We start from the raw sequence: 10,047 nt of genomic DNA on the forward strand, positions 1-10,047 counted from the left end.
AAGGGGAAACCGCATGGTTGACTTCGCAGACCAATTTGGCATCAGCCTGGGCAGCGCCGAGACGGCGGGCTTTGGCTCTGGCGTCTACTCGTTAGAGTCCGACATCCGTGACGCCTACCAAGTGGCGCCGTACCAAGGCGGCGACAGCGCATCGCCCTGGTGGCAGAACCTTGTTCTCTATGGCGCCGTGCGCGCCATAGATAACCAGTTCGGTGCACCGGCAACCGTCTACGGCAACACCAGTCCGGGCACCTTCGCTGGACAGAACGGCAAGAGCTACTACGCCAACGGCCGGCCCACCACGGTGCAGGCCGGTATCCTGCCTTCCCTTGATGCCAGCTTCGGCGGCATGGGCGGCCTGTTGCTGCTCGCGGTCTTTGCCTTCGTGGTGATGAATGCAGGCGGGGGTGACTGATGGTCGCGCCGGCAATCCCGAGCATCTCGGCCGGTGGCGGTGGTCCGTCGTCGGCTGGCGCCACCACGGGTGCCTACGGCGCAGAGAGTGCTGGGGGCGCGTGGATCATCAACCAAAAGGGATCCCAGACCGCTAACGCGTCGAGCGGCGGCGGTCTGGGCTCAGTCAACTGGCTGATGGTGGGCGGCGTCGCCCTGGTGGGGCTGTTCATCTGGCGGCGAGGGCGCAAGTGATCGAAGCACACGCCATCCCTCAGCACCGGGTCGCGCAGGCCCTGGCCGGCCTGGCAAGCCTGGACCCGCGCGGCATCCTGACCGATGAGGGCGTGGCCAGCATCGGAAAGGGCGAGGGGCAGCAATGCCTGCGCGTCGTGCGCTGGGATGGCTACAGCGTGGCGGGCAAGGCCGTCATGGTCATCGGTGCGGAAAACGGCGTGGCCTGGGTCGATGCCGCAGCAGGCGAGGGCGCCGGCATGAGCGAGGCCATCCACCAAGTGGCCAGCGCGTGGGCCAGACAGCACGGCTGCAAAGAAATCGGCTTCCTGACCGCACGGCGCGGCCTGGTGGCAAAGCTCAAGCCTGCCGGCTATGCCGTCACGGGTTGGGTCATGAAAGCGAAAGTCCAATGATTGACATACTTGCCGCGAAGCGCTCGTGCCTGCCGATGGGCAATCGCCTGTACATCGGCGGCAGCAGCAAGAGCAGCAGCAGCAATGCCACCAACACCATCACCACAGACAACCGCGCCGTGGGTGGTGATAACGCCATCATCATTGGTCAGGGTGGCGTTTTTCAGGGCGTAGACCCTGGCATTGCCCAGATCACGCGCATGAACAATGAACTCATGCGCGAACAGATGATCACCCAGACCGATGGCGTCAAGTTCCTGATCGGCGCTGGTGAAAAGGTGCTGTCAGGCCTCGGCGAGAACGTCACCGACATCTACAAGACCAGCGGCGCCAACGCGCTCACGGCATGGTCCAACACCATCGACGCTTCAGAGTCGATCATGGACAAGCTCACGGCCGGTGCGAAGGCCAACGCGGACGCATCGCAGGTCGTTGCTGTGGCCGCGCTCAATGCAAACAAGTCGGACGCCTCAGGGCTGTCGGACGCCTTCAAATACACGGCCATCGCGGCTGCCGTCATCGGCGCTGTGTGGGTCATGAGCAAGGGCAAGTGACATGCGTACCCTAAAAATCACGCTGGCCGCCAATGAGGTCCGCACGATGCAGATCGGCGGAAGCTACTTTGAACTCTATAAGTGCTCATTCGACCTGGCCAAAGTGGCATTGGAATTCGAATACGGTAGCAGCGGGGATCTGTTGGAAGATGTGCGCGAAGGCATCTATGTCGAGAACAAGAAGTACACCGGGTTTGCGATTACCAACGGTGCCACGGCTCAGACCATCACGATTATGATCGGCGCCAACAGCGGCGGAAACCGTGCTGCACCGCTCACCGGCTCGGTGGCCATCACGAACACGGTGCCGGTCACTGGGCCGCTCACGGATGCGCAGCTACGCGCCAGTGCAGTGCTCACGCGGCCCCAGCGGGTGCAGGACGCAGCAGGCGGACTGTCCTACCTGCTGCAGGGACTGTACGGCAGCAACCTCGCCGCCAATGGCGTGTTGCTCTGCCGGCTGTCGATGCCGGTGGCGGCCACGCGCCGGGCGCGCATCAAGACCGTGAGCGTCGCGGTGCCGCCCGAAGTGGCGGCCGGGCCCAATGCCATCGTATCGCTGTACAAGGTCAAGGGCTACACGGCGGCGCCGGCTGGTCAGGCTATGCCGGTGGCCGCTGCTGGCCAGGCGGCCAGCTTCTCGCAGGCGCTGGTGTCGTCGCAGCATGGCGTGGCCGACGACGGCTGGAATGCCGTGGAGGGCTACACCGCTGCGGTGGCGCATGAGTTGGTGGTCCGAAGCGTTGCGCGAGCTGGCGGTGTGCCTGCTGAACTCATCATCGACGCCGAAGCCATGGGCATTGGTCTGGGGCCGGCTGAAGCCTTGGTTGTGTGGATGCGCAACGATGGCGGCTCGGCCACCACCAAGCGCCCGGCAGTTGACATCGCGTGGGCGGAAGAGTGATGAGGCGCGCCGCCTTGCTCCTGCTGTCGCTGGGCATGGGCCTGTACGGGCTCAAGCTGGCCAGCGACGCGGCCACGCAAGCGCAGGCGCAGGCGCTAGACGAAGGCGCGGCCGAAGGTGAGGGCGGCTGGCTCTCGCTGGGCGCCGGCTGGCTGGCCGAATCGAACTACTACAACCCATTCGCGCTGGCTGCTGCCAGCGTGGAGCAATCCCAGGTGGAGGCCTCTGTGCAAAGTCCCAACGTGCGTGCCTGGCTGGCCATGATCAAGAAGGCGGAAGGCACCGACCAGCGCGGTGACCCCTACCGAGTCTGTTATGGCTACCGCTACACCATTCAATCCTTCGCTGACCATCCGGCCATCACGGGCGAATGGCGTGGCGAGGACATCAGCAGCTTGGGCCCGGCCTACGTCGGCAAGGTCAGCACGGCGGCCGGCGCCTATCAGATCCGCAAGGGCACGTGGCTTGAGTGTCAGCGGGCATTGAGCCTGACGGATTTCAGCCCGGCCAGCCAGGACGCGGCGGCGGTCTTCCTGACCAAGCGGCGCGGCGCGCTGCAGGCCGTCGAAGCCGGCGACATCGTGTCAGCCATCCGCCTGTGCCGCAACGAATGGGCCAGCCTGCCAGGCGGCGACAGCGGCCAGCCGCAGCGCAAGCAGGCCGAACTGATGGCCGCATACCAGGCGGCAGGGGGCTACCTTGCATGATCAAGCGCGATGAACTCATGAACGTGCTGACGCTCGCGGCGGTGGGCGTGGGTCTGTATCTGGCCTACAAGGGTGTCAAGGCGGTCGGCTCGGTCGTGGGCGCTGTGGGCAATGCCGCGCAGGCGGCCGGCGATGGCCTGGCCACAGGCGTGAGCGCCATCGGCGATGTCTTCGGCCTGCCGAGTGCAAATCAGACCATCAGCAATCCGGCCCAGGTGCGCTGGATCATCGACAACGTTGGCAGCTACCAGGCCTCGCGCTGGGGGGCTGCTGCGGCCTACGTGACGGCCCTGGGTATGCCTGCGGGCTCCGGCAGCGGAAACCCGCCGCCTGATTACGTGCTGCGTGAACTGGGCATCAGCGTGAACACCTCTGTGCCCAACACCCAGCAGCAGGTAGTGGACTTCATCACGGGCGGGCGCGACTACAGCGGTTCGATGCTGGGCGGCCCATCCTTCAGTGGCTACGCCAGCGGCAACGTCTCAACAAACCCCTACTACTGGTATCAGTGATGCCTCAAGACATTCAAACCAAGATCGTCAGCGTGGCTGCGGGCGTGCTCATCGGCTGGGTTGGTCAGTCGCTGGCACTGTCGCCGCGCGTCGATGCCATCGAGAAAACACAGGCCCGCATTGAGCAGGCGTTGGCCACGCTCATCAAAGAGGCTCGCAAATGAAGGGCTGGATGCCTTTGGGCGGTGAAATCGCACGGCATGCCGTCATCCTGGTGGTTGGCGCGGCCCTGGCTGCGCTGTTGCTACGCATGGCCCCGGCATCCTACAAACAATGGCTTAAGGACGCTTGGAAATGACAACCAAGAATCGCGCGCCGCTCATCGGCATTTGGAGGGACGGCGAGCTGATGGGGGTGCAGGGGCAAGACCCTGATGAGTGGAAGCTGATCAGCACCGCGCCGCGCACCCGTACGGCCTTCTTTCGACCCGTGGGCCGCGTAGGCGGTGCCAGCGTCGGCGCCGGCACAGGCGTGGGCCGCATCTGTGATGTGGCTTTCGCCATCCCTGGCCGGCCAATCGCTGTGCAGGTCGTGTTCGCAAACATGAACACGGCCGCCACGCTGACGCTAAATGCAGCCAAGATCGCCAGCCCGAGTGCGCTGATGACCACGCAAGGGGCGGCTCTGTTCGCTGCAGGCAAGGCTTTGACGTTCGGGGGTTCGGCCTCGGTCGTGCTGCCGGTGGCTGTGCAGGGCAGCAGCCGTGTGTTGCCGGGCTTGGTGGTGGCGGACCCCGTGGGTATCGTGCCTGTGGCGCGAACTGATGAGGTGGGGGCGCCTGGCGTGTACCGCATCCGCGCGCATGTGCCTGACAACTCCGTGTTGCTCAATGCTGGCCCGGGAACCGATGGCGCGGCCTACAACGCCAACAGCGTCAACGGCGGGGCCAAGCTCGCGGCCTACAGCTTCGCATCGGCGGCGGCTGGCATCGACACCAACGATTCCAGCCTGCTGGACTTTGGCGGACCCGTGGCGGTGTATGGCCTGATCGTCACATACGCGCATGACGTGGACGACATGGTTGTCGGGGGCGACTCGCTCGATCAGGGCGTCAACACGCCGGGATCGTATTGCGGCTGGCCTGTGCAGTTGCAGACGGCGCTGCTGGCCACCGGCAGGCCCATGAACGTGTTCAACGTCTCCGATGCCGGCATGCGCCTGGTGGATTCGCTGCGTCAGTTGCGATTCGCCTGTGCGCTGCGCAAGCCGCGCTTTGCGGCCCTGCATCTGTGGTCGAACAATATCGAGGCATTCACCACGGCGCAGCGCGATCAGGAACATGCCGAGTTGCACTTCACGCTGGATTGGTTGGTCCAGCGGGGTATCACGCCTGTGGTGCTGTCAACCGGGCCGTTCGCCACCGAGGCCACGAAGTCCCTCAATGCCCGTCTGGCTGATCTGTCCGACTACGTCGTGACGGTGGACCTGGCCAGCCTGTACGACTCAACGGGTGCACTCAAGGCTGAGTACAACGATGGCTTGGCGGACAGCGTGCACGGCAACCTAAGCTATCACACGGGCGTGATGCGCCTGGTGCGCGAGGCGCTGGGGCGCTGATCAGATTTGGGCATCGGCCCAGGCGTCATCCATGCCGCGTTCAAACTCGGCGTGCTCGTGTGAGCCTGCTGGGTGCGGGTTCTTGCTGCCGGGCGTACTGTAGGCTCTGCGGCCGGCCTCGTAGGGGGTTGCGGGAGTCGGCGTGCGCAGGCGCTTGAGCGCGCGCAGGATAGCGTTGATCATGGTGTCCCTGTGGTTGTCGTCACCAGCCGCCGCCGATCCAGCGCGGCCGGGGTGACGGCGCTGGGGGCTGCTGCGGGTCGTTGTGATAAAGCGGCCGTGGTGCGCGGCGCACCTGGCCAGGCAAGCCAGGATCGTTGGCGCTGCCGAAATCGCCCATGGTGTGCAGCAGATCGATGGTCGCGCGCAGCTTGCGCACCTCGGTCTGTAGCACGCCTACGTGCGCGGTCGCAAAGCTGGCGCGGTAGTGCAACTCGTCGTCCAGATCCTGGCGGCCGTTTGCCGTGAGCCAGTACAGCGCGAGCAGCACGGGCCGTGGGGCGCCGTGCTTGAGGTAGCGTCGCAACGTGGCCTCAGAGACCCCCAGCGCCTTGGCGGCGGCTTTGGGGGTGGGCCTCCCTATATCGGCGAGCATGTCGTTGATGCTGGCCGTGTGTTTTGGCAGTCTGTTCAGCATGGGGCCATGCTGGGGAGGCGGCGGGGGCTAGATCCTCTGAAAAGAAGCCAACAAGCCAGCGCAAGACAAGTTGACATAATATACATTGTGGAAATTTACTGCGCCGTTTTGCTCGCCGCATCAAGGGCCTGCTGGGACGGCTTTTCAAGGGCTCTGCCGGGTTCGCTTTGGCCTGATTACAGCCGATGACGCTGCATGAAGAAAAAGCAGGCCCTCCCTTTCTTCTCGCAGTCCCCGCGAGCCCTCCCACCACTGAGAACGCTGATGGACCAACTGGCCCTTAACCCGGTCACCGCAGCGCAGTTCCTTGGGGTCATCCCCCGGACCATCAGGAACTGGCTCAAGTCAGGCCGCGCACCACGCGCGGCGCTGCTGGCCCTGTGGTGGGAAACGCCGTCCGGCCGCTCACATCAGGTCGAGCACATCTACGAAGACGCCAACCTGCAGCGCGGCCTGGTGGCGGCGCTGCGGGCTGAGGTCCGGATGCTTGAGACGGCCATAGCCAGGCTGCACGCCATCGGCGATTTCGAGGCCTTGAACGACCCGGGCGTGCCTGGCCAGGCACGCCGGCCGGTGCACGAATCCATCACGACCCCTAAGACAAGGCAGCAGCCGCCGCGTTCAGGCAATGGCTGGTGATCAGACCAGCCAACTACAGAATCACAGAACCCAGGCCTCCCGGCCTTCATCGTATCCAGCCTGCCAGGGTGCGTGACGCGCATCGCTTGGATCGTATGGATTTGGCTCGTTCGTACCATTGATGCCGGCCTCATGGCCAGTTTCATAGGGCGTGAGCCTTACCCCGGTCACTTGCTCCGCAGGCTTGCCCCCGAAAATCCGATTTAAACCGTTCCCTATCGCTCTCAACATGGCGACCCCTTAATTTGTGATCGGATGTTGCCACAACTGTAGGGCGATGCCTACAAGAGTTTCCGCAGCGCTCTTGCTATTTTTGGCGCCCCGGCCGCGTATCCGGCATCGGTCGGATGAAGGAAATCGGTGGTGTAGTCAACCGGGAAACCTGCCGCCACCGTTCGGAAGCGGGACGCCTTGCCTGGTCTGGTGGTATCAGCCACCTCCACATCGATATCCACCGCGTTGTCCAGCGCGCGCACCACGTCGTTGACGCTCTTGCGCATATCGTCGGCCCCATCGCTGTACTTCGACGCGACAGCCGAGACGTTCACCGGCAGACCCGTGACCGGCACCAGGGTTGCCCCAACATCAGCGCACGCTGCACGTGCCCGCGCCAGGCGCGCCTTTTGCGCCGCTGCTTTTGCCGCGTCAGGATCTCCATCGTTCGGACTGAATGCAGCGTAGATGACCGCGTGCGGCTTGAGCAATGGCACAGCCGCCGACAACCGCGCCAAGGTCTGCGCCGTGGTCTGGCTCTGCCATCCCATGTTGGCAAACTCTATGGCTGCACCTGTTTCTCCGGCCACCGACGCCACGCCCTTGAGCGCGTGACTATCGACACCGGAGGCAGAGCCAAAGCCTTGCATGATGGAGTCGCCAAAGCCGAACACCGATAACACCTCACCCCGGGCCATGTACTGCACGCCGGCCACCATGCCCACGTTGATGGAACCCGCTGAATTCATTCCAGCCGGGGCGCCCACGAAGTCCCCCACCTGGTTTTTCATGATCCACTCCCGATCAGGGTAGTTTTCCATGTTGGCAGCAACCACCGACGCCGAATGAATCGGGTGTTCGACGTTGCCACCGGCCGGCACATAGATGCGCACCGACAGCAGGCGCGAATCGTCGCCCTCAACGTCAATCCAATCAGAGAGCGTGATGGAGGGGTTCTGAGCATCAGCCGTTAGCGGCAGGTTCACAGTGCCCGCACCACCGGCCCAGGTCACACCCTTCCAGGCGCCCCCCGAGTTCAGCGGCGCCGCTGTACTACCCCCCGCTGACACGGAGGCTTTCATGGCGGTTACAGCGCTGGCGCACGGGTTGAATACCACCAGGCGCACCGCGTCAAACTTCTGAGCGAGTCGCATCATGACGTGCGAGGTGGCGCCCAGCAGCGTGGCGCTTGCCGCGCAGCGCTGCATCAGGATGCGCGTGCCAATGTTGCTTCGCGCCTGCCGGCGCGGGATCTTGATCAGGTCATCGTCAAAATCCTGGCCTTGCAGACCCACCAACTCACCATCTTCGAATGCACCCACCAGGGTGCGCTCGGGATTTTTGCGTCATTTCCACGCATCCTTAATCCATTGTTTGTATTTAGCCGGCGCCAGGTACATCAGCGCCGCCGCGACCGCTGCGCCCGCGAGGATGATCACGGTTTCGCGCAGCACTTCATTGCCACCAGGCAACCATCCGCCCCTCACTTCTTGCCCCCGATGAGATGGTCCAGGCGCGCCTCAATGCGCGCCTGGCTGGCCTCGATGGCATCGACACGAGACGACAGGTCCAGGGACTGCCCCACCCAGCCGATGAGCACGCCAGCCACCGCGCTGACGATCTTGGTTTGAATGTCTTGAGGCATCACTGATACCAGTAGTAGGGGTTGGCCGAGTCACATGAACACGAGCACCGTCATGAGCCGCTTGAGCATGAACATGCCCATACCCACGACGACGGCCATCACGACCATGTGCATGATCCCATGCCGTCAGGGGCTCACAGCCATCCACACCAGCATCAAGAGATCAGGCATCGCCATGCCCACGTGCCTGACATCCACCATGGCCACAAGCACTGAGGCCTAGTGCCGCAGTGGATAGAGCATCAACCCAAGGGCTGCGGCGGCCAGGATGATCCACGGCTCCTGCAGTTTCTTCCAGCGCCACAGGACGACTGCGACACCTACGGCAAAAAGCACGGTGGGCACGTCAATCAATGATCTTTTGGCCAGGACGACTACCGCGCCCGAAATGGCGCCTACTGCGGCGGCAGTGACGCCATCAATAAACGCCACTAGCCCGGGACGCTTGTATGCGTCCGGCGAACCCATCTTGACAGGCGGAGGTTCGTCAGTTGCCATTGACCTCATCAATGATCTCATCGTGTTCGTAGAACCGGCCAATGGCTTTGTCAGGTCGCTTGAGCAGAGTGAGGTTGCCCCTGTAAAACGTAGTTCTTAGCTCCTGTTCAAATAGACGTAGGAGCACGGAAATGACAGACAAGCAAGTTCGAGCGCGATACACGCCCGAGCAGATGGAGTTGGCCCGCCTGCGAGCGGAGAACGCCCAGCTTCGCATGGAGCGCGATATCGCAAAAAAGCGGCGGCGTACTTCGCGCAGGATACGCTGCGGGGTACGCCTGGATCGAGCAAGTGAAGGGCCGTTGGCCCGTCAGCGTGATCTGCCGGGTACTGGAGATCACAGTGCCAGTGGGTACTTCGAATGGCAACGCCGTGGCGCGTCGTGCCAGGACGGCAGTGCTGGTCCAAAGCGGCACAGCGACGAAGCGTTTCTGGCGCACATGCGCGGCATTCACGCCGAGGTCAAGGGCGAGTATGGCTGGTCACGCATGCACAAGGAACTGCTGGCGCGTGGCATTCGGGTTGGCAAAGATCGGGTGCAACGTCTGATGCAGCGTCACGGCATCCGGGCCAGGACCAAACGTAAGTTCGTGGTGACAACCGACAGCAGGCACAGCCTGCCGGTGGCGCCTGATCTGGTGCAGCGGCGCTTCACGCCCGAGGCGCCCAACTTGCTTTGGAGCGGGGACATCACCTACATCGCCACAGACGAGGGCTGGCTGTACCTTGCAGTCGTCATCGATCTGTTCAGCAGGCAGGTGGTGGGCTGGAGCATGAAGCCGCGCATGCAGGCCAGCCTGGTCAAGGACGCGTTGACGATGGCCAGCTTCCGTCGTCGGCCAGCCCCTGGCCTGATCTTGCACAGCGACAGGGTCAGTCAGTACTGCAGCCATGACTTCCAGGGGGCGCTGGCCGCTTGGGGCATGCGTTCGTCAATGAGCCGCAAAGGCAATTGCTGGGACAACGCGCCCACTGAGAGCCTGTGGGGCCGACTCAAGACGGCACGCCTGCATGGCCACAAGTTCGCCACCCGACGAGAAGCCATGGATGCGGTCGTCGACTGGCTGGGCTTTTACAATCACAAGCGGCTGCATTCCACGTTGAGCTATCTCAGCCCGATGCAGTACGAGCAACGCTG

General features: G+C 63.6%; 16 protein-coding genes and 1 pseudogene. 11 read left to right on the top strand and 6 right to left on the bottom strand.

Features of this window, described 5'->3' with window-relative positions; translation table 11 throughout:
* Positions 1 to 13 precede the first annotated feature (13 nt).
* The 9 genes from WAQ08_RS05870 to WAQ08_RS05910 all read left to right on the top strand — a co-directional run bounded on the left by WAQ08_RS05870 (position 14) and on the right by WAQ08_RS05910 (position 5,277).
* Positions 14 to 415: a hypothetical protein gene (locus WAQ08_RS05870; protein ID WP_422189924.1), complete on the top strand. Its 402-nt coding sequence runs from the start codon at positions 14 to 16 to the stop codon at positions 413 to 415.
* Positions 415 to 648, top strand: coding sequence for a hypothetical protein (locus WAQ08_RS05875; protein WP_422189926.1), 234 nt, complete (start codon positions 415 to 417; stop codon positions 646 to 648). Before WAQ08_RS05870 ends, WAQ08_RS05875 begins: the two co-directional genes overlap by 1 nt.
* The gene (locus WAQ08_RS05880) at positions 645 to 1,043 is read left to right on the top strand and encodes a hypothetical protein (RefSeq protein ID WP_422189928.1); all 399 of its coding nucleotides are present in this window, start codon (positions 645 to 647) and stop codon (positions 1,041 to 1,043) included. The genes WAQ08_RS05875 and WAQ08_RS05880 overlap by 4 nt, the downstream gene beginning before the upstream one ends.
* Complete coding sequence (locus tag WAQ08_RS05885; protein ID WP_422189930.1) at positions 1,040 to 1,597, top strand: hypothetical protein; 558 nt, start codon at positions 1,040 to 1,042, stop codon at positions 1,595 to 1,597. The genes WAQ08_RS05880 and WAQ08_RS05885 overlap by 4 nt, the downstream gene beginning before the upstream one ends.
* Before the next feature lie 46 nt (positions 1,598 to 1,643).
* Positions 1,644 to 2,501 carry a hypothetical protein gene (locus WAQ08_RS05890; RefSeq protein ID WP_422189931.1) on the top strand — a complete coding sequence of 286 codons (858 nt, stop codon included), beginning with the start codon at positions 1,644 to 1,646 and terminating at the stop codon, positions 2,499 to 2,501.
* Positions 2,501 to 3,208, top strand: coding sequence for an endolysin (locus WAQ08_RS05895; RefSeq protein ID WP_422189933.1), 708 nt, complete (start codon positions 2,501 to 2,503; stop codon positions 3,206 to 3,208). The genes WAQ08_RS05890 and WAQ08_RS05895 overlap by 1 nt, the downstream gene beginning before the upstream one ends.
* Entirely contained in the window at positions 3,205 to 3,720 is a 516-nt protein-coding gene (locus WAQ08_RS05900) for a hypothetical protein (RefSeq protein WP_422189935.1), read from the top strand. The genes WAQ08_RS05895 and WAQ08_RS05900 overlap by 4 nt, the downstream gene beginning before the upstream one ends.
* Positions 3,720 to 3,884, top strand: a complete 165-nt coding sequence (locus tag WAQ08_RS05905; RefSeq protein ID WP_422189937.1) for a hypothetical protein — start codon at positions 3,720 to 3,722, stop codon at positions 3,882 to 3,884. The genes WAQ08_RS05900 and WAQ08_RS05905 overlap by 1 nt, the downstream gene beginning before the upstream one ends.
* A gap of 130 nt (positions 3,885 to 4,014) precedes the next feature.
* A complete protein-coding gene (locus tag WAQ08_RS05910; protein ID WP_422189939.1) occupies positions 4,015 to 5,277 on the top strand; it encodes a hypothetical protein in 1,263 nt (420 codons plus the stop codon).
* Here the strand turns inward: WAQ08_RS05910 and WAQ08_RS05915 are convergent, their stop codons facing one another.
* Both WAQ08_RS05915 and WAQ08_RS05920 read right to left on the bottom strand, forming a co-directional pair.
* Positions 5,278 to 5,460 (bottom strand): hypothetical protein, encoded by a 183-nt coding sequence (locus tag WAQ08_RS05915; RefSeq protein WP_422189941.1) that lies wholly within the window; start codon positions 5,458 to 5,460, stop codon positions 5,278 to 5,280. It abuts the gene before it with no gap.
* 19 nt (positions 5,461 to 5,479) lie between these two features.
* On the bottom strand, positions 5,480 to 5,914 hold the full coding sequence (locus tag WAQ08_RS05920; RefSeq protein ID WP_422189943.1) for a hypothetical protein: 435 nt from the start codon (positions 5,912 to 5,914) through the stop codon (positions 5,480 to 5,482).
* Between the two features lie 264 nt (positions 5,915 to 6,178).
* On the opposite strand from WAQ08_RS05920, the gene WAQ08_RS05925 reads away from it, so the two are divergent.
* Complete coding sequence (locus WAQ08_RS05925; RefSeq protein ID WP_422189945.1) at positions 6,179 to 6,553, top strand: hypothetical protein; 375 nt, start codon at positions 6,179 to 6,181, stop codon at positions 6,551 to 6,553.
* Between the two features lie 21 nt (positions 6,554 to 6,574).
* Here the strand turns inward: WAQ08_RS05925 and WAQ08_RS05930 are convergent, their stop codons facing one another.
* From WAQ08_RS05930 to WAQ08_RS05945, 4 genes and pseudogenes are all read right to left on the bottom strand, one after another.
* On the bottom strand, positions 6,575 to 6,784 hold the full coding sequence (locus tag WAQ08_RS05930; RefSeq protein ID WP_422189947.1) for a ribosome modulation factor: 210 nt from the start codon (positions 6,782 to 6,784) through the stop codon (positions 6,575 to 6,577).
* 50 nt (positions 6,785 to 6,834) lie between these two features.
* Positions 6,835 to 8,088: an SGNH/GDSL hydrolase family protein gene (locus WAQ08_RS05935; RefSeq protein ID WP_422189949.1), complete on the bottom strand. Its 1,254-nt coding sequence runs from the start codon at positions 8,086 to 8,088 to the stop codon at positions 6,835 to 6,837.
* Positions 8,089 to 8,249: 161 nt separating this feature from the next.
* Entirely contained in the window at positions 8,250 to 8,411 is a 162-nt protein-coding gene (locus WAQ08_RS05940) for a hypothetical protein (protein ID WP_422189951.1), read from the bottom strand.
* A gap of 219 nt (positions 8,412 to 8,630) precedes the next feature.
* Positions 8,631 to 8,855: pseudogene (locus tag WAQ08_RS05945) on the bottom strand (chromate transporter); the annotation flags it as partial.
* Positions 8,856 to 9,040: 185 nt separating this feature from the next.
* On the opposite strand from WAQ08_RS05945, the gene WAQ08_RS05950 reads away from it, so the two are divergent.
* A partial coding sequence (locus WAQ08_RS05950; protein WP_422189953.1) for an IS3 family transposase occupies positions 9,041 to 10,047 on the top strand: 1,007 nt, incomplete at its 3' end.

It is taken from the genome of Aquabacterium sp. (assembly GCF_049274795.1).
Lineage (GTDB): Bacteria > Pseudomonadota > Gammaproteobacteria > Burkholderiales > Burkholderiaceae_C > Aquabacterium.

Coding starts and splice junctions, on each gene's coding strand:
- WAQ08_RS05920 (WP_422189943.1), bottom strand. CDS start 5,914: ATGCTGAACAGACTGCCAAAACACACGGCCAGCATCAACGACATGCTC.
- WAQ08_RS05890 (WP_422189931.1), top strand. CDS start 1,644: ATGCAGATCGGCGGAAGCTACTTTGAACTCTATAAGTGCTCATTCGAC.
- WAQ08_RS05870 (WP_422189924.1), top strand. CDS start 14: ATGGTTGACTTCGCAGACCAATTTGGCATCAGCCTGGGCAGCGCCGAG.
- WAQ08_RS05895 (WP_422189933.1), top strand. CDS start 2,501: ATGAGGCGCGCCGCCTTGCTCCTGCTGTCGCTGGGCATGGGCCTGTAC.
- WAQ08_RS05940 (WP_422189951.1), bottom strand. CDS start 8,411: ATGCCTCAAGACATTCAAACCAAGATCGTCAGCGCGGTGGCTGGCGTG.
- WAQ08_RS05900 (WP_422189935.1), top strand. CDS start 3,205: ATGATCAAGCGCGATGAACTCATGAACGTGCTGACGCTCGCGGCGGTG.
- WAQ08_RS05925 (WP_422189945.1), top strand. CDS start 6,179: ATGGACCAACTGGCCCTTAACCCGGTCACCGCAGCGCAGTTCCTTGGG.
- WAQ08_RS05885 (WP_422189930.1), top strand. CDS start 1,040: ATGATTGACATACTTGCCGCGAAGCGCTCGTGCCTGCCGATGGGCAAT.
- WAQ08_RS05910 (WP_422189939.1), top strand. CDS start 4,015: ATGACAACCAAGAATCGCGCGCCGCTCATCGGCATTTGGAGGGACGGC.
- WAQ08_RS05875 (WP_422189926.1), top strand. CDS start 415: ATGGTCGCGCCGGCAATCCCGAGCATCTCGGCCGGTGGCGGTGGTCCG.
- WAQ08_RS05930 (WP_422189947.1), bottom strand. CDS start 6,784: ATGTTGAGAGCGATAGGGAACGGTTTAAATCGGATTTTCGGGGGCAAG.
- WAQ08_RS05915 (WP_422189941.1), bottom strand. CDS start 5,460: ATGATCAACGCTATCCTGCGCGCGCTCAAGCGCCTGCGCACGCCGACT.
- WAQ08_RS05905 (WP_422189937.1), top strand. CDS start 3,720: ATGCCTCAAGACATTCAAACCAAGATCGTCAGCGTGGCTGCGGGCGTG.